This is a genomic window from Acidimicrobiales bacterium, assembly GCA_016794585.1.
Taxonomy (GTDB): Bacteria; Actinomycetota; Acidimicrobiia; order Acidimicrobiales; family DATDAH01; genus JAEUJM01.
Window position 1 is genome coordinate 247316 of record JAEUJM010000013.1, and the last position, 18719, is coordinate 266034.

General features: G+C 73.4%; 21 protein-coding genes. 6 read left to right on the top strand and 15 right to left on the bottom strand.

The window, feature by feature from the left end; translation table 11 throughout:
* Positions 1-31: 31 nt before the first annotated feature.
* Entirely contained in the window at positions 32-1846 is a 1815-nt protein-coding gene (gene typA / locus JNK12_06835) for a translational GTPase TypA (GenBank protein MBL8775625.1), read from the bottom strand.
* A 64-nt stretch (positions 1847-1910) separates the two neighbouring features.
* Positions 1911-2108 (bottom strand): hypothetical protein, encoded by a 198-nt coding sequence (locus JNK12_06840; GenBank protein ID MBL8775626.1) that lies wholly within the window; start codon positions 2106-2108, stop codon positions 1911-1913.
* A gap of 120 nt (positions 2109-2228) precedes the next feature.
* On the opposite strand from JNK12_06840, the gene JNK12_06845 reads away from it, so the two are divergent.
* Genes JNK12_06845 through JNK12_06855 form a run of 3 tightly spaced genes read left to right on the top strand, consistent with a single transcriptional unit; the run spans position 2229 to position 4881 of the window.
* Positions 2229-3770 (top strand): DUF3459 domain-containing protein, encoded by a 1542-nt coding sequence (locus JNK12_06845; protein ID MBL8775627.1) that lies wholly within the window; start codon positions 2229-2231, stop codon positions 3768-3770.
* Between the two features lie 5 nt (positions 3771-3775).
* Positions 3776-4597, top strand: coding sequence for a TSUP family transporter (locus JNK12_06850; GenBank protein ID MBL8775628.1), 822 nt, complete (start codon positions 3776-3778; stop codon positions 4595-4597).
* Positions 4594-4881, top strand: a complete 288-nt coding sequence (locus tag JNK12_06855) for a hypothetical protein (protein ID MBL8775629.1) — start codon at positions 4594-4596, stop codon at positions 4879-4881. Before JNK12_06850 ends, JNK12_06855 begins: the two co-directional genes overlap by 4 nt.
* Before the next feature lie 35 nt (positions 4882-4916).
* On the opposite strand, the gene JNK12_06860 is transcribed toward JNK12_06855, so the two are convergent.
* From JNK12_06860 to pyk, 9 genes are all read right to left on the bottom strand, one after another.
* Complete coding sequence (locus JNK12_06860) at positions 4917-6083, bottom strand: ribonuclease D (GenBank protein ID MBL8775630.1); 1167 nt, start codon at positions 6081-6083, stop codon at positions 4917-4919.
* Between the two features lie 10 nt (positions 6084-6093).
* Positions 6094-6417 carry a rhodanese-like domain-containing protein gene (locus tag JNK12_06865; GenBank protein MBL8775631.1) on the bottom strand — a complete coding sequence of 108 codons (324 nt, stop codon included), beginning with the start codon at positions 6415-6417 and terminating at the stop codon, positions 6094-6096.
* Between the two features lie 63 nt (positions 6418-6480).
* The gene (locus JNK12_06870; protein MBL8775632.1) at positions 6481-7002 is read right to left on the bottom strand and encodes a molybdenum cofactor guanylyltransferase; all 522 of its coding nucleotides are present in this window, start codon (positions 7000-7002) and stop codon (positions 6481-6483) included.
* Positions 7003-7043: 41 nt separating this feature from the next.
* Complete coding sequence (locus JNK12_06875) at positions 7044-8279, bottom strand: aspartate aminotransferase family protein (GenBank protein MBL8775633.1); 1236 nt, start codon at positions 8277-8279, stop codon at positions 7044-7046.
* An 84-nt stretch (positions 8280-8363) separates the two neighbouring features.
* Positions 8364-8912 (bottom strand): hypothetical protein, encoded by a 549-nt coding sequence (locus JNK12_06880; protein ID MBL8775634.1) that lies wholly within the window; start codon positions 8910-8912, stop codon positions 8364-8366.
* A 179-nt stretch (positions 8913-9091) separates the two neighbouring features.
* Complete coding sequence (locus JNK12_06885) at positions 9092-9655, bottom strand: hypothetical protein (GenBank protein ID MBL8775635.1); 564 nt, start codon at positions 9653-9655, stop codon at positions 9092-9094.
* Positions 9656-9821: 166 nt separating this feature from the next.
* On the bottom strand, positions 9822-10256 hold the full coding sequence (locus JNK12_06890) for a DUF3151 family protein (protein MBL8775636.1): 435 nt from the start codon (positions 10254-10256) through the stop codon (positions 9822-9824).
* 9 nt (positions 10257-10265) lie between these two features.
* The gene (locus JNK12_06895; protein MBL8775637.1) at positions 10266-11234 is read right to left on the bottom strand and encodes a patatin-like phospholipase family protein; all 969 of its coding nucleotides are present in this window, start codon (positions 11232-11234) and stop codon (positions 10266-10268) included.
* A gap of 7 nt (positions 11235-11241) precedes the next feature.
* Entirely contained in the window at positions 11242-12672 is a 1431-nt protein-coding gene (gene pyk / locus JNK12_06900) for a pyruvate kinase (protein MBL8775638.1), read from the bottom strand.
* Between the two features lie 74 nt (positions 12673-12746).
* On the opposite strand from pyk, the gene JNK12_06905 reads away from it, so the two are divergent.
* The gene (locus tag JNK12_06905) at positions 12747-13352 is read left to right on the top strand and encodes a histidine phosphatase family protein (protein ID MBL8775639.1); all 606 of its coding nucleotides are present in this window, start codon (positions 12747-12749) and stop codon (positions 13350-13352) included.
* On the opposite strand, the gene JNK12_06910 is transcribed toward JNK12_06905, so the two are convergent.
* The 4 genes from JNK12_06910 to JNK12_06925 are packed head-to-tail and all read right to left on the bottom strand — an operon-like array spanning position 13349 to position 16366.
* Complete coding sequence (locus tag JNK12_06910; GenBank protein MBL8775640.1) at positions 13349-13765, bottom strand: hypothetical protein; 417 nt, start codon at positions 13763-13765, stop codon at positions 13349-13351. The genes JNK12_06905 and JNK12_06910 overlap by 4 nt on opposite strands.
* Entirely contained in the window at positions 13765-14361 is a 597-nt protein-coding gene (locus JNK12_06915; GenBank protein ID MBL8775641.1) for a flavin reductase, read from the bottom strand. Before JNK12_06915 ends, JNK12_06910 begins: the two co-directional genes overlap by 1 nt.
* Positions 14361-15143: a transglutaminase family protein gene (locus JNK12_06920; GenBank protein ID MBL8775642.1), complete on the bottom strand. Its 783-nt coding sequence runs from the start codon at positions 15141-15143 to the stop codon at positions 14361-14363. Before JNK12_06920 ends, JNK12_06915 begins: the two co-directional genes overlap by 1 nt.
* 5 nt (positions 15144-15148) lie before the next feature.
* Positions 15149-16366 carry an MFS transporter gene (locus tag JNK12_06925; protein ID MBL8775643.1) on the bottom strand — a complete coding sequence of 406 codons (1218 nt, stop codon included), beginning with the start codon at positions 16364-16366 and terminating at the stop codon, positions 15149-15151.
* Positions 16367-16423: 57 nt separating this feature from the next.
* Here JNK12_06925 and JNK12_06930 point away from each other — a divergent pair, with 57 nt between their 5' ends.
* A complete protein-coding gene (locus JNK12_06930) occupies positions 16424-17185 on the top strand; it encodes a glycerophosphodiester phosphodiesterase (protein ID MBL8775644.1) in 762 nt (253 codons plus the stop codon).
* The gene (locus JNK12_06935) at positions 17185-18681 is read left to right on the top strand and encodes a long-chain-fatty-acid--CoA ligase (GenBank protein ID MBL8775645.1); all 1497 of its coding nucleotides are present in this window, start codon (positions 17185-17187) and stop codon (positions 18679-18681) included. The genes JNK12_06930 and JNK12_06935 overlap by 1 nt, the downstream gene beginning before the upstream one ends.
* Positions 18682-18719: the final 38 nt, after the last annotated feature.

An 18719-nucleotide genomic window follows, 5' to 3' on the forward strand; every position in this document is an offset into this window, starting at 1 on the left:
CGGCCTCGAGAGCTGGAGGACCGCGAGTGGCCTATCGACCTGCTCTGCGGCGGTCGGCCTCGGCCAGCAGGCGCTTGCGGAGGCGGATGTTGTTCGGCGTCACCTCGACGAGCTCGTCGTCCTTGATGAGCTCGATGCCGACCTCGAGGGTGATCTCGCGCGGGGGCGGGAGCTTCACGGCGTCGTCGGCGGCGTGGGTGCGGATGTTCGTCTTCTGCTTGGCCCGGGTGACGTCCGCGGACATGTCGTCCACCCGCGAGTTCTCGCCCACCACCATGCCTTCGTAGACCTCGTCGCCCGGTTCGATGAACAGCTCGCCTCGGGACTGGAGCTTGTCGAGTGCGTAGGCCGTGGCCACGCCGGCGCGGTCGGCCAGGATGGCGCCGCCGCGGCGACCCGGCAGGTCGCCCACCCAACGCACCCACCCGTGGTTGTGCTGGTGCAGGAGCGCGGTGCCGCGCGTCGCGGTGAGCAGCATCGAGCGGAAGCCGAGCAGCCCGCGGGTGGGCGCCTCGAAGGTCAGGATCGTCCGGCCGGCGTCACCGGGGCGCAGGTCCGACACGATGCCCCGTCGGGGCGCCAGGGCCTGGGTGACCGTGCCCACGTACTCCTCGGGCACGTCGACGACCCCGCGCTCGAGCGGCTCGTGGAGGTGTCCTTCGATCTCCCTGGTGACGACCACGGGGCGGCTCACCTGCAGCTCGTAGCCCTCCCGTCGCATCGCCTCGATGAGGACCGCGAGCTGGAGCTCACCGCGGCCCGCGACGTCGATCTGGTCGGGGGACTCGGTGGGGGCCAGCTTGATGGAGACGTTGCCGAGCACCTCCTTCTCGAGGCGGTCGATCAGGTGACGGGAGGTGAGGTACTTGCCGTCCTTGCCCGCGAGGGGCGAGGTGTTGACGCCGAAGGTCATGCGCAGGACCGGCTCGTCGACGCTCAGACGGGGCAGGGCCACCGGGTTTTCGGGGCTGGCGATGGTGTCGCCGATCTCGACCTCCGGGAACCCGGCCATGACGAACAGGTCGCCGGCGACCCGCTCCTCGACGTCGACGCGGCTGACGCCGGCGAAACCCATGAGCTGCGAGAGCTTCCGGGTGACGGGGGCGTCGTCCACGTCGCCCAGCAACGTGACCGGCCGACGGGCGTCGAGGGTGCCCTGGATGACCCGGCCGATGGCCAGGCGACCCATGTACTCGGACGCGTCGAGGGTGGTGATGATGGCCTGGAGCGGTGCGGTCGGGTCCCCGGTGGCGGCCGGCACGGTGGAGACGATCGCCTCGAAGAGCGCGGTCAGGTCGTCGTCGGGACCGGGCTGGCCCACGCCCTCCATCGAACGGCCGTCCCGGGCGATCGTGGAGACGATGGGGAACTCGATGTGGTGGTCGGCGGCCTCGAGGTCGAAGAACAGCTGGTAGATCTCGTCGAGCACCTCGGCGGTCCGGGCGTCCGAGCGGTCGACCTTGTTCAACACCACCACCGCCGGCAGGTGCGCGGCGAGCGCCTTCGAGAGCACGTAGCGGGTCTGGGGCAACGGCCCCTCGGCGGCGTCGACGAGCAGGACGACCCCGTCGACGAGTGCGAGCGCCCGCTCGACCTCGCCGCCGAAGTCGGCGTGGCCCGGGGTGTCGACGAGGTTGATGCGCACGCCGTTCCACTCGACCGAGGCGGCCTTGGCGAGGATGGTGATGCCCCGCTCGCGCTCCTGGTCGCCCGAGTCCATGACGCGCTCGGCGACCTTCTCGTGATCGGAGAAGACGCCCGTGGCGCGCAGCATCGCGTCGACGAGGGTGGTCTTGCCGTGGTCGACGTGGGCGACGAGCGCGACGTTTCGAAAGGTGGCAGTCATTGGTGGTACGGGCGCGGAAAGGTGCAACGGAGGCCCAGCCGGGATCGGCTAGGGGCCGGTCAACTCACTGAACCCAGAGCTCTCCGTCGTCGTCTTCGCGGTTTTCCTCGGCCAGGCACCACGAGGCGTGGTCGCGGCCCGGGTCTGCGCCACACTCGGCGCAGGGCTGTTCGTCTTTGATATCGAGCAGGCGATCGAAATCGAGTTCAGTTCGCTTGAGTGCTCGCGCTTCTTCGAAGCGACGGTGTCGACCCTTCTTCACGGGCCAGCTCCCCATTGAGGCCGCTGTTCGGACTGCTCACTCTAGCGCCTGCACACCGCGCGACCACGCATCCGGGGCGACCGGTCCCCCGGACCTTCCCCACCCCCTAGCATCCCGCAGATGGACGGGGACGAGCCGTGGTGGCGGTCGGCGGTGGTGTACCAGATCTACCCCCGGTCGTTCGCCGACAGCGATGGGGACGGGGTGGGCGATCTCCCCGGGATCACCGCCCGCCTCGACCACCTGGTGTGGTTGGGGGTCGACGCGCTGTGGTTGTCGCCGTTCTACCGCTCCCCAATGGCGGACTTCGGCTACGACGTGTCGGACTACTGCGACGTCGACCCCCTCTTCGGCACGCTGGACGACTTCGACGCACTCGTCGCCGGCGCGCACGACCGGGGACTCAAGGTCATCGTCGACTGGGTTCCGAACCACAGCTCCGATCAGCACCCGTGGTTCGTCGAGTCCCGCTCGGGCCGCGACAGCGCCAAGCGGGACTGGTACGTCTGGCGTGACCCCGCTCCTGACGGCGGTCCACCCAACAACTGGGTCGAGACCTGGGGTGGTGGCCCGGCGTGGACGTACGACGCCGCCTCGGGCCAGTACTACCTGCGCCTGTTCCTGCCCGAGCAACCCGATCTCAACTGGGAGAACCCCGAGGTCCGCGAGGCCATGGCCGACGTGGTCCGCTTCTGGCTGGACCGAGGGGTGGACGGCTTCCGCGTCGACGTGGTGCACGCACTGGGCAAGGACCCCGCCCTCCCGGACGACCCGGCCGAGCTGATCCCCATCCCCCACTCCGCGCTCAACAACGACCCCCGCACCCACGCGATCTTGCGCGACCTCCGGCGCCTCTTCGACGGCTACCCGGGCGATCGGGTCATGGTGGGCGAGGTCTACCTCCTCGACACCCACCTGGTCGCCGAGCACTACGGCAACGGCGACGAGCTCCACCTCGCCTTCAACTTCCCGCCGTTGTTCTGCCCTTGGGAGCGCGACGCCTGGCGCAGCCAGATCCAGCGGGCCGAGGCCGAGCTCGGCCCCCGGGGCGCCTGGCCCACCTGGGTCCTCTCCAACCACGACAACGCGCGCCACCGCACCCGCTACGGCACGGAGGCACGGGCTCGCGCCGCGGCGGTGCTGCTGCTCACGCTGCGGGGCACCCCGTTCCTGTACGCGGGCGAGGAGCTGGGCCTCGAGGACGCGTTCGTCCCTCCCGAGCGCCAGGTCGATCCCGGGGGGCGTGACGGCTGCCGGGCGCCCATCCCGTGGGAGCGCGCCGCACCGCACGGCTGGGAGGGCAGCGAGCCCTGGCTCCCCTGGCCCCCCCGGCCCGACGAGGTGAGCGCCGAGCACCTGCTCGGCGACCCCGACTCGATCCTGCACCTCTACCGCCGACTGCTCGCCGAGCGTCACCGCTCCCCCGCCCTCGCCGTTGGGTCCTGCACCCTGGTCGACGCCCCGGACGGCATCCTCGCCTTCGAGCGCACGGCCGACGACGTCGACGACCGACGCCTGGTGCTCGTGAACTTCACCGACGATGAGCGGGACGTGCCCGCACCCGGACGCGTGGTGGTGGCGTCCGACGGTGCCGGCGAGGGCGCTCCCTTCCGCGGCGCGCTCGGCCCATCGGGGGCGGTCGTGCTCGACCCCTCGGCCTGAGCCCCGTGCCACCCGCCCTCGCCCTCGTCGCGCTCGCCATGGTGGCGGCCGGCCTGGGCGCGCTGGGCGGTCTGGGCGGCGCCGTGCTCCTCGTGCCGGTCCTCGTCCTCCTCGGCGTCGACCCGGTGGAGGCGGCACCGCTTGGCCTGCTCGTCGCCGGCGCCGGATCGCTCGCCGCCGCGGTCCCCCAGCTCGAGTCAGGGCTCGTCCACCACCGCTTGGGCGTCACCATGGAGACGACCGCGTCGGTGGGCGTATTGGTGGGCGCCCTGGCCTCGGCGGCGCTGTCGGCCACGACACTGAGCCGCATCCTCGCGGTCGTCGCCCTCGCCTCCGCACTGGCGGCGGGCCGACGCAAGGGCATGCGCAACCTGCCGCAGCCCACCTTCGACGCGGAGGTGGCGGGCGAATGGCCCGGCACCCTCGCCGGGGCGTACCACGCCGACCACGGCGTCGTGCCCTACAGCGCCCGTCGCGTGCCCGCCGGCCTCGCCGCGATGGCCGGCGCCGGCCTCGTCTCCGGGCTGTCGGGCGTCGGCGGCGGCTTCATCAAGACCCCGGTCATGAGCGAGATCATGCACGTCCCGGTGAAGGTCTCCGCCGCCACCTCCACCTTCACCACCGGGTTCACGGCCGCCACCGGGCTGGTGATCTTCGCCGCGCAGGGCAGGGTCGACGTCGATGCGGTGGGCGCCGTCGTGGTCGGCGGGTTGCTCGGGGGCGCCCTCGGCGTCACCGCCCAGCGGCGCCTCTCCCCGCCGCGGGTGCGGGCGGCGATCAGCGTCCTGCTCGCGGTCGTGGCTGTGGTGTTGCTGGTGCGCTCGTGACCGACGCCCCCCACGACCCTCGCGCCGGACGCCAGCGGCGCCTGGCCCGGTTCCTGCGCGTCGCCGCCTACGCCACCTTCGCCCTGGCGGCCGCTGCCCTCGTCCTACCCGGCGAAGCCCGCCGGGTGGCGGGCGCACTCGTCGTCGTCGTGCTCGTCGGCGTGCCGCTCGTGCGACTCGCCTGGCTGGGTCACCGTTGGCTGCGCAAGGGCGACCGCCGCTTCGCCGTGGTCGCCGCCGGGCTCGGCCTCATCATCCTCGCCGGATCGGTGCTCGGGCGGTAGACGCCCGGGGCCGGATGCCCGAACACCGCGCCCGGCTACAGCGCCTCGTGCGAGCGGCGCTCCAGGAGGAGGCCGCCCTTGCCGTCGAAGGCCAGCGCGGCGCGGCCTTCGACGAGGTCCCGGATGGGGCCACCGGCCACCTCGGCGCGCCAGCCGTGGGCGAGGCGGGCGTCGGGATCGCCCCGCAGCAGCGCCTCGAGATCGGCGCGGGTGGCCAGGATCGTGGTGTCGATGCGCAGATCCCGGGCGAGCTGGCTCACCCACGCCGAGACCAGCCCGACCGCGGGCCGCAGCTCGCGGGCGAGCTCGGCCGGGGCGTCCTCACGGGGCGGCGGCGGGGGCCGCTCGAGGCCCTCGGCCACCGCGGCCAGGATCCCTTCGGCGGCCGCCCCGCGGGTGTGGCGGTCGTCGATGCCCCGCACCTTGCGCAGCTCGTCGACGCTGCGGGGCGCCCGCTGGGCCACGCCGACGAGGCCGAGATCGGGCATGACGAAGCGGACCGGCTGGTCGATGGTGGCGGCCCGCCGCTCGCGCCACGCCGCCAGGGACTGGGCGACGGCCAGCGTGCGGCCCCGGAGCTGGCGCACCTCCTTGATGCGACGCCAGGCGTCCGCCGGCTCACGCACCCACGGGTCGCTGGTGCGCAGACGCTCGCACTCGGTCTCGGCCCACGAGACCCGGCCCGCGTCGCCCAGCTGCGCCAGCAGCCGATCCTGCAGCTCGAACAGGTGGGCGACGTCGAGCGCGGCGTAGCGGCGCTGATCCTCGGAGAGCGGCCGTCGCAGCCAGTCGGTGAGCCGGTCGCCCTTCTCGAGTTTCAACCCGAGCTCGCGCTCGACCAGCGAGGCGAGCGACGGGGTGGACATCCCCACGAAGCCGGCGGCCAACTGCGTGTCGAACAGCCGGGCGGGCACCGTGCCGCAGGCGTGGTGGAGCACCTCGAGATCCTGGCCGGCGGCGTGCATGACCGCTACGCCTTGGCCGTCGAGGACCTTCGCCAACGGGCCGAGGTCGACGGCCAGTGGGTCGACGAGCACGAGACCGTCCGACCACGCGATCTGCACCAGCGCGAGCTTGGGGTAATAGGTGCGCTCGCGGTGGAACTCGGTGTCGACCGCGTAGCGCGGCTCGTCCACCAGCTGGTCCAGCACCGCTCGCCACGCGGCGTCGTCGTCGACGAGGCCGAGGGCGGGACCGGTCACGCGGGCCTACTCAACCCGGCTCGATGCCGCTGGCGGTGGGATGACCCGCCTCGACCCACGCCAGGGTCCCTCCGGCCACGTTGGTGGCCTCGACGCCCTGGGCGCGGAGGAACTCGGCGACCTTGAGGCTCCGGCCACCCGAGCGGCAGATGATGAACACCTCGCCGCCGGCCGGCACCTCGTCCACGCGGTCCGCCAGCTCGCTCATGGGGAGGAGCTGTGCCCCGGGGACGTGCACCTCCTCGTACTCGGCCACCTCGCGCACGTCGACGAGGGGCACCTCACGTCGCTGCGCGAGCGTGTCGACGTCGATCTCGGGTACCTGCGCGTCCACGACGGCCTCCGGGTGAGGGAACGAATCGGCCGGCGGTCGTCCGGCCCGCCGTGAGCGTACTGGTCACCCTCCCCGGGGGGGCAGATCCTCCGGGGTGTCGGCGTCGAGGAGCCAGGCCGGTTCGAGGTCGCCCACCTCGACTCCGGGCACCAGGGAGGCGGGACGTCGGAGCGAGCGCTCGCCGGCAGCGAACGCCTCGGCCCAATGGGCCCGACGGCTCCGCCGGTACGCGGCGTGCAGGAGCTGGCGCTGCCCCTGGCTCACGGGTGCGGCCCACGCGGCTCCCTCGTCGCCCGCCAGGGCGTCGACGACGGCGGCCACCCCGGCCGGCGCCGCGAACGGGAGGTCGCACGCGAGCACGGCCACGAGCTCCTCGGCGGCGGCGTCGAGCGCGGTCACCAGGCCCCCGAGCGGGCCGTCACCCGGATGGCGGTCCACCACCACGTCGAGACCGAGGGCGCGCAGGGCCGCGGCGTCACCGCCGACCACCAGGACCTCGGCCGCGCCGGCGTCGTGCAGTACGTCCGCGGTCCGGCGGGCCAGGGGCCGACCGTCGACGACGAGCAACGCCTTGTCCGCTCCCATGCGACGGCTGGCGCCGCCGGCGAGGACGACGCCGGTGAAGCTCAGGCGATGCCTCCGTACACGGCGTCGGTGCCCCGCGACTCCCCGTGGTGGGCGACCGCGTGGGCGAGGTCGTCGAGGAAGCGGTCCGCAACGGCGGCGTGGCCGGGCGAGACCATCAGGTGCAAGCCGCCCTGCTGGCGGTCGAGCTTCCACCCGCGGTCGTCCATGACGTCGCCGATCGCGGCGATGTCGTCGGTCGACGACGAGAACTCGAACACGGACATGTCCGGGTCACCGGTGACCGCGAGGCCGGGGAGGGCGCCGATCCCCTCTTGGAACGTGCGGGTGGTGTCGCGCACGAGGCCCGCCAGACGGAGGTAGCCCTCGAGGCCCAGGTAGCGGATGGCCGCCCAGGCGCCGGCGATGGGCGCCGCCGGACGCGTCCCCGCGGTGGTGGCCGACCCGTACAGACCGCCCGGCCAGTCGTCGAAGAGGAAGAACTGGTGCTGGAGCAGGGCACGGTCCCGGTAGAGCACCACCGAGGCACCCTTGAACGTGTAGCCGTACTTGTGCACGTCGGCGGACAGCGAGGTCACCCCGGGCACCCGCAGGTCCCAGGGCGGCACCGGCTCGCCCAGGCGCTCCCAGAACGGGAGGAGCCACCCCCCGAGGCACGCGTCGACGTGGCAGAGCACCCCCCTCGACTCCGCCAGGGACGCGAGGTCGGCGATGGGGTCGATGACGCCGTACGGGTAGCACGGCGACGAGCCGACCACGAGTGCCGTGCGCGGCCCGATGGCGTCGGCCACCGCCTCCACGTCGAGGCGCAGGTCCGCGCCGACGGGCACCACGATGCGCTCGACGTCGAGGTAGTGGCATGCCTTCTCGAACGCCGGATGGGCGGTGTTCGCCGTGATGATCTGCGGCTCGGCGATCCCCCGGGCGGTCCGGGCGTGCTCGCGGGCCGTCTGGACCGCGAGGAAGATGCTCTCGGTGCCCCCGGAGGTCAGCGCCCCGGCGTTCGCGCTCCCGCCGAGCAGGTCGGCGGCCATGGCCACGATCTCCTGCTCCATGTTCAACAGGCTCGGGAACGCGAACGGGTTCAGCGCGTTCTCGTGGAGGTACAGCGCGGCGACGTCGTGCAGCACCGTCTCGAGACCCTCGTCGCCCACGTTGTAGACGAGGCTGAAGGCCTTCCCGCCGCGCCAGTCGAGGTCGTCCCCACGAGCGGAGCGGAGCTCGGCGAGGAGGTCGTCGGGCGAGGTGCCCTCGGCGGGGAACGCGGTGGCGGCCATGGCGAGAATCTAGGCCCGGGCGCCCGGACGCGACGGCGCCCCGCCCCTGCGCGAGGGACGGGGCGCCGAAGACAGGTCGTCCGTTCAGCAGTCGACGGTGACCGTGAAGCCGTCCGTCTCGTCGGTGTCGGCCGCGGCACCGGCGCTGTTGTAGGTGCGCACGATCAGGTCGGTGGGCTCGAGGGCCGACCCCTCGACCGAGATCTCGCGGGAGCCGTTGACGATGCCGGCGCCGTTGTCGTTGATGGTGGCGGTCCAGCCGCAGTTGCCCACGGGCTCGGAGAACCGCACCCGGTACACGCCGGCCGAGTTGCGGAAGGCCGACTCGACGCCGCGGCCGCTGAGCAGGGCGGTGGCGATGCCGGCGTTGATCTTCGCCCAACGAGCCACCACGTTCGGCTTGAGGTCGTTGCGCCCGACGGTGCCGTTGGCGATGTCGGTGCCGGTGACGGCCCCGTTGATGATCGCCGCGCTGTTCACCGTGTTGGCCCCGGCGAGCGCCTCAGCGACACCGGTGCCGGACTCGGGCGCCTGTTGGGCCGAGGCGAGGCCACCGCCGAGGAGGGCGACGGCGATGACGGCGCCGGCTGCGGCGGAGGCCGCCTGGACGCCGAGGGAACGAAGCTTGGGCATGGGTTCTCCTGGTTCGTGACGGCCGGTCGTGGCCGCCCTGCTCTGTGACATCGGGCACTCTAAGTGGTCGGGACACCTCGTGCCCGTGCGCCCGCCCGTGGCGACCATCGTGGTCCCGGCGCGGCGGTGCCCGCCGACCGGAAGGGTCGGCAGGCACCGTCTCGCGGATCAGGGCGGCGTCAGCCGCAGAAGGCGACGATGCTGAAGCCCTCGTCCTCCTCGGTGTCAGCGGGGCCACCGTTGGCGGCGAACGTGCGCACCCATGCGTTGTTGGGAAGGGTGTTCACGTTCTCGAGCTCGACCGAGATCTGCCCGGCACTGGAGATGCCGTCGTCGTTGTCCGAGCGGGTCGCGACCAGGGCGCAGTCCAGCACCGAGCGGCTGAAGATCACGCGGTAGATGCCGGTGCCCTGGCGGTTGACCGTCGTGACGCCCTTGCCGTCGACCACGGCGACGGTGGTCGGACCGGCGTCCACGTGGGCCCACATGGGGGTGACGGTGGGCTTGATGTCGCCACGCCCGATGGTGCCGTTTGCGATGTCGGTGCCGGTGACCGAGCCGTTGACGATGGCGGCGCTGTTCACCGTGTTGGGACCGGCGAGGGCCTCGGCCACGCCGACGCCGGACTCCGGCGCCTCCTGGGCCAGGGCGAGGCCGCTACCGAAGAGGAGGGCGCCGCTGAGGACGCCCAGAACGGCGGCGGCGAAGGGCACGCCGAAGCGGCGCGAGGTGCTGGTGTTCATCGATGCTCCTGGGGTTCGACGCGAGGACGGGATCCACCGCCCACGCGACGCCGGGGGGCCGGCGTCGAGGATCCTCAGCGCCGCAGCCGGGGGAGGCCAGGGTTCGAGGAGGGAGCCCAGGTGGGGCCCCGATGCCGACCTTAGCCAGGCGGGTGTATCCCTCCGGTCACACCAGCTCGGACGGAGGCCACGCGGGGTCGAGTTGGCGCAGGAACAGCGCGCAGCGCTCCTCCTCGTCCTGCTCGCCGATCACGCCGGCGCACCGGCGCAGGCCGTCGAGCGCCCGCAGGAAGCCACGGTTCTCCGGGTGCTCCCAGCGCACGTACCCCGAGCCTCGCCAGCCGTTCTGTCGCAAACGGTCCAGACCGCGGTGGTAGCCGACCCGGTAGGCCGCATAGGCCTCGATGGGGTCGCGGCCCAGGTCGCCGAGGCGCGCCCAGCCGTCGAGGAAGCGCGGGTGGTCGGCCACCAGCGCCGCCACCGCGGCGCGGCGCTCCCCTTCCGGCGCGGCCAGCGCGGCCACGAGGGCGTCGCGCAGCTCGGCGGGCTCGGGATCGAGCACGGTCTCGGGCGGGCCGTTGGTGAAGGAGACGTCGGACACGGGGCGAACCTACCCGTCGGCGTCGGGTTTCGTCGTGGGGTCCACCGTTCCGGGCGATGCCGTCGCGGACGTCGTGGCGGCTGCGCCGGTCGACGTCGGATCGGGGCCCAGGGGCGCCGGTGGTGGCTTCGCTCCCCGGCGACCCCTCGCCGGTGCGGCGTCGAGGAGCCCGGCCGTGGCCGCGTAGGCCTGGGTGATGAGCTCGTCGCTGTGGCTGAAGTCGTTGTACTTCAACCGGGGCGGCGAGCCGACCGGCAGCACGATCACGTTGACCCGGGTGGGCAGGGCGGCGAGGTCCTCGTGGTACCGGTGGCGCCGGGCGATCCAGTACGCCTGGACCATCACGTCGTAGGGCCGCTTCGGATCGAGCCACGGGCGGTCGAGGGTGCCGACGTGCAGGACGTAGATGGTGCGGGCGCCGAGCTCGTGGGCCCTGGTGACCGGGATGTCGTTGACCACGGCGCCGTCCATGTAGCGGAGGTCGCCGATCTGGACGAGGGGGAAGATGCCGGGCAGGGCCGCCGACGCCATGATCGGGTCGACCAGTGGGCCCGAGCTGAACCAGGCCTCCGCCGCGGGCTCGACCGCCGTGGCGACGCACTGGAACGGCACCTGGAGCGCCTCGAAGCGGTCCACGCCCAGGGCGTCGCTGACGAGGGCGCGCAGGCCCACGCTGTCGTGCACCGCCGGCCGGCGGCGGGCCAACATGAGCTGGGTCGGCAGCCAACTGCTCGGCATCACCGCGTCGTCGTCGATGCTGCGCCACAGGGCTTCGAGGCGGCCGATGCCCTCCGGAGTGGGGTCCGCGGCGTAGGCCGCACCGTTCAGGGCCCCGACCGAGCAGCCGAGCACCATGTCGGCGCGGATGTCCCGCTCGACCAGTGCCCGGAGCATGCCGACCTGGATCGCGCCGAGGTTTCCACCCCCGCTCAGGACGAAGGCGACCTTGCCGGTGCGCAGTCGCTCGAGCACGCCCATGGTCCGATCAGGCGACGTGGACGAGCCGGAGCTGGTCGGTGGCGGTCGACCCGCCGTGGCTGCCGGCGAGGACGGCGACCGTGTCACCGGAGCGGATGTGGCCCCGGGCCCGGGCGATCTCGATGGCCGCCTCCACTTGGCTGTGCACGTCACCGTGGTCGGGCAGGGGGATGGGGGTGGCGCCCCAGCTCAAGGTGAGCTGGCGCACGGTGCGCTCGTCGCCGGAGAACCCCAGGATCTTGGTCTGCGGCCGGAAGCGGGCGATGGCCCGCACGGTGAAGCCGCTGCGGGAGAGGCAGAGGATGGCCGAGGCGCGCACCTCGGTGGCCGCCCGCCACGCCGCCATGGTCATGGCGTCGGTGACCTGGGCGTCGCCGGCGCCCTGCCCGCCGCTGTGCAGCTGGGAGAGCTGCGGTGCCCAGCCGGCGTAGTCGAACTCCTGGTCGGCACGGCCGGCGATGCGGGCCATGGTCCGCACGGTGCCCACCGGGTCGTGGCCGATGGCGGTCTCCCCGGACAGCATCACCGCGCTCGAACCATCGAACACCGCGTTGGCCACGTCCGAGGCCTCGGCCCGGGTCGGCGTGCCGGCGTGGATCATCGACTCGAGCATCTGGGTGGCGGTGATCACCGGGCGCCCCAGGGCGATGCACTTGCGGATGATGCGCTTCTGGAGGTGGGGCAGCTCCTCGATGGGGAACTCGGCACCCAGGTCACCGCGGGCCACCATGATGGCCCCGGACTCGGCGACGATCCCCTCCAGGTTGTCGACCGCGGCGCGGGTCTCGACCTTGGCGACGACGAGAGGGCCGCGAGGATGGGGTTCGGTCCCCACGCGGCGCACGTCGTGGGCGGAGCGCACGAAGGACACCGCGACGATGTCGACCCCCACCTCGACGAAGGCATCGAGCATGCGCAGATCGGCCGGCGTGGGGGTGGGCGTGCGCAGGCGATCGGACGGGACGTGGACCCCGGGGCGACCCTCGAGGTGGCCCCCGTGGTCGACCTCGACCGAGAGGGCGCCCCCGTCGCGCTCGCGCACGGCCACCACGACCGAGCCGTCGCCGAACATCAGCGTGTCCCCCACCTGGACGTCGTCGAGGAGGCCCTCGTAATCGACCTCGACCACCTCGGCGCTCGAGCGGCCCGTCCCCGGCACCAGGCGGAGGCGCTGGCCCTCCGTCAGTTCGAGGCCGCCTTCGGGGAACGCGCCGGCCCGCACCTTGGGACCGGGCAGGTCGACGAGGATGCCGAGGGGCCGTCCGGCCGCCTCGGCGGCGGCGCGGAGGCGGAAGAACCGCTCGATCTGCAGGTCGAGCGTGTCGTGGGCGAGCCCCAGGCGGGCGACGTCCATCCCTGCTTCGACCATGCGCTGCATGACCGTGGGCGACTCGGACGCGGGCCCGATGGTGGCGACGATCTTGGTGCGACGGGCCATGGCCCTCCACGCTAGGGCGACGACCACGGCGATCGGGCCATGCTTTCGCCACGCTTCGGAGAGGACCGCGAGGAATGCAGCTCTGGATGATCCGTCACGCCCTGCCCCTGCGGGTCGAGGGCGCGACCGGCGCAGCCGATCCCGGCCTGGCCGCCGAGGGCCACGACCAGGCCCGACGTCTCGCCGACTGGCTGCGAGGAGGTCCGATCGAGGCCGTGTGGTCGAGCCCGCTCCGCCGCGCACGCGAGACCGCGGCCCCGCTCGCCGCCGCCCTGGGCGTCGACGTCCTGGTCGACGACGACCTCGCCGAGTGGGACCGCGACGCCGACGCCTACATCCCCCTCGAGGAGCTGAAGGCCGAGGGGGACCCTCGCTACCAGGAGCTCGTCGACGGCACCTGGGCGGGCGAGGACGAGGGCGCCGCGTTCGCGTCTCGCCTGCTCGCCGCGATGGACCGGATCGTCGCTGCCCACCCCGGCGGTGAGGTGGCGGTGGTGTGTCACGGCGGGGTCATCAACGTCTACCTGGCCCACGTCCTCGGCCTCGGACAGGCCATGTTCTTCCACCCTGGCTACACGAGCGTCAGCCGGGTGCACGCCGCCCGCAGCGGCGCCCGCGGCATCGCCAGCATCAACGAGACGGGGCACCTGCACGAGCCGGCTCCGACCAGCATTCTCTAGGAGCGAGGGCGGGTCCAGCAGGTGGTGCGGGACGGCGGCGGGACCTCCAGCGCCTCGGCGAGGCGGCGGTGCTCGAACCCGGGGAGGCGGGTGAGGCGGTCGATCACCCCGTGCTCGGCCGCGAGCCGGCTCGGCACGATGCAGCCGCGCACGTCGTCGACCGCGAGCACGATGAGGGCCCCGTCCTCGCGGTGCACCCCCGTGTCGGTGGTGATGACCTCGACCTCCACGACGTCCCGCCAGGCCACCGACTCTCGTCGGCCGTCGGCCAGGCGGCGTTCCACCCCGTCGTCGTCCACCAGCAGGGCCGTCGTCGCGGCGGCTGCGGCACGGCGTTCGCGGGTCGACCGCAGCATGACGAGCAACCAGGTGAAGGCCAGGATCGACACGACGCCCATGACCAGGAACGCCACTACCCGGCCCCGTCCACCCCGCCCGCCCCGTCGTCGTCCGCGTTCTCGCCGAGGCGGGCGAGCAGCTCGTCGCGGATCGACACGCCGGGCTCGCGGGCCTTGTCCCCCGTCGCCCGCCAGCCCAGGCGAGAGCTGTACAGCAGGGGTGGCGCACCCAGCCGACCCTCCTGGACCGAGGTGACCCGGGCGAAGAAGAGGTCGTGGTCGAGCGGGCCGGCGCCCGGCAGTTCGGACACCCGATCGAGCACCTCGCAGTCGAGCCAGGCGATCGAGTCCGGCACCCCCACCCGTCCGTCGTCGACGGTCAACAGCTCGTCGGCGACGTAGCGGAACTTTCGGCCCGGATAGGAGAAGTACTGGGCCGCGCCGATCTGGTCGGCGGCCAGGATCGACACCGTGAAGCGCCCGGACCCCACGATCAGCGGGTGGGTGTCGTGCTTCGGCGACACCGACGCGAGCAGGATGGGCGCCTCGAACGAGACCTGGCAGACCCAGTGGGAGCAGTACGCCCGGGCCACGCCGTCGTGGACGGCCCCGACGACCTGCACGCCCTTGATCATCTGCCCGAGGCAGCGCTTGAGGCCCTGGTCGATCATCAGTTCAGCCTCGCCCGGTGGCGGGCGGCCGCCGAGCGGTCGGCGGCCGCGCCGTGATCCGTCGCCCCGTCGGCGACGGCATCGAGCACGTCGGCCGCAGCCGTGAACTGCCCGGCCGCGGCCAACGCCTCCGCCAGCTCTCGCCGCTCGCCGGCGGTGGCTCCGGGGATGGCGGCGCGCAGGCGCAGCACGCCGACGAGGGCGGCTCGGGCCCCGGCGGCTCGATGGACCGTGGCCAGGTTGGCCAGCACCCGCCGGAGGATGGCGCGCGACCCCACGGGATCCAGGTAGCGCTCGTCGAACGACGCCGCCGGGCCGTGGAGCGCCCGGAAGACCCGGGCGCAGCCGTCGGCATCGAGCACGGCGCCACGGAAGGGGTCGACGAACACCCCGGGGAGCACCTGGTCCCGCACGAGGAAGTGGCCGGGCATCCCCACCCCGACGAGGGGAACGCCGATCCGCCGCCCCACGACCATGGCCAGCACGGCCAGCGAGATCGGGATGCCCAGGCGCCGATCGAGCACCTGGTCGAGGTACGAGTTGCGGGCGTCGTAGTAGTCGTCTCGGTTGCCCGTGAAGCCGAGGTCCACGAACAGGTACCGCACGAGCGCGTCGAGGGTGGGCGCCGGGCACCCTGCGGCGAGCTCGTCCAGTGTCCCGAGGTGGCGGTCGACGTCGACGCCGGGGTCGGCCTGCGCGGCGATGAGCAGCATGGCCTCGTCGAGGGGGAGCTCGGGCTCGGGCCCCCCGACCAGCCCGACGAAGCGATCCTCGGCCTCCACCCGCGTCACGGTACCGCCGGCGGTGGGCCCGGCGCGCGCCGGTGCAGGAGGCGCTGACCGGCCACCATGGCGCCGGCGGCGAGCAGCGAGCACACCGCCGTCGCCACCCAGGCGGGGCCGTAGGCGGCGCGGTCCACGATGGCGCCGAAGGCGAGCGGCCCGGCCAGCGCACCGATGTAGATGCCGGTCTGGGTGACCCCGGTGGCCGCGCCCGGCGTGTCCGGGTTGTCTCGCACCACCGCGAGGTTGAACAGGCCGGGCCATGCCCAGCCGGCCCCGAACGCGAGCGGGGTGGCCAGCACATAGGCCCCTGCGAGCCCCGTGGCGAAGGCGAGGAAGGCCACACCCCCGCCGACCAGCATGAAGGCGACGACCCGCAGTTCGCCACCCGGGCGGCGATCGGCACGGAGGCCCGCCACGAGTCGCACCGCGATCCCGCACCCGCTGCCCACGGTGAGCAGCAGCCCGGCGGCGCCCTCGGCGATCCCGGCCTCGACCCCGCCGGACACGAGGAAGGCGGCGAGTGCACCTGCGGCGGCGGCACCGAGGGCGCCGGCCACCGCCAGCACGACGAGCGGCAGGAGTGGGCGGTCCCCGATGCGGGGCCGGTCGGCCGCGGCCACGGGTGGGCGCCGCACATCGGGCAGCACGGCCAGCGCGGCCAGGCCCAACGCGGCACCGGCCACGAACGCCCAGCGCCAGCCGACCGTGAGCGCGAGGGCCGGAACGGCCAATCCGGCCAGCAGGGTCCCCATCGGGATGGCCGACTGCTTCGCACCGAGGGCGAGACCGAGTCGCCGTGGGGGCATCTCCTGGGCCAACAGGACGTTCACGGCCAGCTGGATCAGTGCGTTGACGACTCCGCCCAGGAGCAGCACGACCACGAGCGCGCCCCACGTGCGGGCGAGGGCCGCGATCGAGAGCTGGACCACGACGTTGGCGCACAGCCCGATGCGCAGGGCACGCCGGGCGCCCAGGCGCTCGGCGACGCGCCCGAGTACCGCAGAGCACAACGCGGAGGAGAGCCAGTAGGCGCTGATCGCCAGGCCGAGCCCGGCGGCGTCGAATCCGAGATCGTCGCGGAGCTGCACCGCCAGCGCGCCCACCAGGAAGGGGGGCAGGGCCGACGCCGTGGCCGCGCCCATGCCCGCGGCCAGGACACGAGCCGTCCGTCGCTTCGACGCCGGCCAACGGGTCCGACCGCCGTCGGTGAGCACCTCCACCGGACCAGGCTCCCACAGGGGCCGGCCCGTTCGATCCGCCGGGTAGCGTCGGGCGCGATGGCGAGCCGATGGCCCTTCCTCGACCACCCCGGGCCGTTGGCCTTCGCCCACCGCGGCGGGGCGAGCGACGCACCGGAGAACACCATGCCCGCGTTCGCGCGGGCCGTCGAGCTCGGCTATCGCTACATCGAGACCGACGTCCACGTCACGGCGGACGGCGTGCTGTTGGCCTTCCACGACGACGTGCTCGACCGGGTCACCGACCGCACCGGCGTCGTGGCCGAACTGCCCTGGTCGGAGGTCGGGGCGGCCCGCGTCGACGGCACCGAGCCCATCCCCCGGCTCGAGGACCTCCTGGGCACCTGGCCCGACCTCCGCATCAACATCGACCCCAAGCACGACGGCGCGGTGGGCCCGCTGGCCGATGCCATCGAGCGCACGGGCGCCATCGACCGGGTGTGCGTGGGCTCGTTCTCCGACCGCCGCCTCGCCCGGTTGCGCCAGCGGCTCGGGGCCCGTCTGTGCTGGTCCCACGGGCCCGCAGGCATCCTCCGGGCCCGCATGGGAAGCGTCGGCGTCCCGGTCGGCGCCCTGCACGCCGCCTGCGTCCAGGTCCCGGTCCGCCAGGGACGCCTGACCATCGTCGACGAGCGCTTCGTGCGCTTCGTCCACCGCCGTGGCCTCCAGGTGCACGTCTGGACCATCGACGACGCCACCGAGATGGAGCGCCTCCTCGACCTCGGGGTCGACGGCATCATGACCGATCGGCCGGGGGTCCTGCGCGAGGTGCTCGAACGACGTGGGGAGTGGGTCGCCTGATGGAGCTGCCCCTCACCCCCCTCGACTTCCTCGCCCGCGCCCGCACCCTGTTCCCCGACCGCATCGGGGTGATCGACGGCGACCGGCGCGACACCTACGCGGGGTTCGCCGACCGGTGCGATCGTCTCGCCCTCGGGCTCCAGCGGGACCTCGGGGTGACCGCCGGCGACCGGGTCGCCTGGCTCGGCGGCAACACCCACGAGCTCCTCGAGGCGTACTTCGGCGTGCTCCTCGCCGGCGCCGTGCTGGTACCGCTCAACATCCGCCTCGCCGGTGCCGAGGTCGCCGACCTGCTCGACGACTGCGCCCCCACGGTGCTGTTCCGCCATCCCGACCAGCCCGACCCCCCGCACCCCGTCCGCCAGATCGTGCTCGGAGACGAGCACGAGGCGCTCCTGGCGGCGCAGCCCACGGGACGGCCGGTGACGCCCCCGATCGACGAGCGGGCCGCAGCCGAGATCTTCTACACCAGCGGCACGACCGGCACCCCGAAGGGAGCGGTGCTCACCCACCGCAGCCTCTATCTCCACGCGGTGCACTCGGCCCTGACCAACGCCATCTCCGGCGACGACGTCATCTTGCACACCATCCCGCTGTTCCACGTCAACGGCTGGGGCACGCCGCACTACGTGACCGGTCTGGGCGGTGTGCACGTCCTGCTCCCCCGCTTCGACGCCGGCGAGGTACTGCGCCTCATCGCCGAGGAGGGGGTCACCCGGCTCTTCCTGGTCCCCGCCATGGCCACCGCGCTCCTCGAGCATCCGGACCTCGGCCGCCGCTCCTACCCGACGCTGCGACAGATCTCGGTCGGCGGTGCCCCGCTCGGCCCCGAGCTGCTGGGCGAGCTCGAGGCGCGTCTCGGCTGCCCGTGCATCTGCGGCTACGGGATGACCGAGTCGGCGCCCACCCTGACCCGTGCCCTCGACAAGCCGGGAGAGGCCTCCGACCCTCGCCGCCGCGCCACCACCGGCCTTCCCATCATGGGGGTCGAGCTCTCGGTGGTCGACGAGGACGGCACCGAGGTGGCCCACGACGGACGCGCCCGAGGAGAGGTCCGGGCCCGCTCCAACCACGTGATGGAGGGCTACTGGCAGGCCCCGGAGGCCACCGCCGAGGTGCTGCGCGACGGATGGCTCCACACCGGCGACGTGGCCACCGTCGACCCCGACGGCTACCTCACCATCGTCGACCGCACCAAGGACGTCATCATCTCCGGCGGCGAGAACATCTCCAGCGTCGAGGTCGAGAAGGCGCTGACCGCCCACCCCGCGGTGCTCGAGGCCGCCGTCATCGGCGTGCCCGACGAGCGGTGGGGCGAGGTGCCGAAGGGCTTCGTGGTGCTGCGAGCCGGGCGGGACGCCACGCCCGCCGAGCTCCGGGAGTTCGTCCGGGCCCGCCTCGCCCACTTCAAGGCGCCCCGCGAGATCGAGGTGTGCCCCGATCTGCCCAAGAGCGGCACCGGCAAGATCCGCAAGGACCACCTGCGCCGACGCTGAGGTCGGCCGGGACCTGGTGCGGGTGGGCCGGCGCCGAC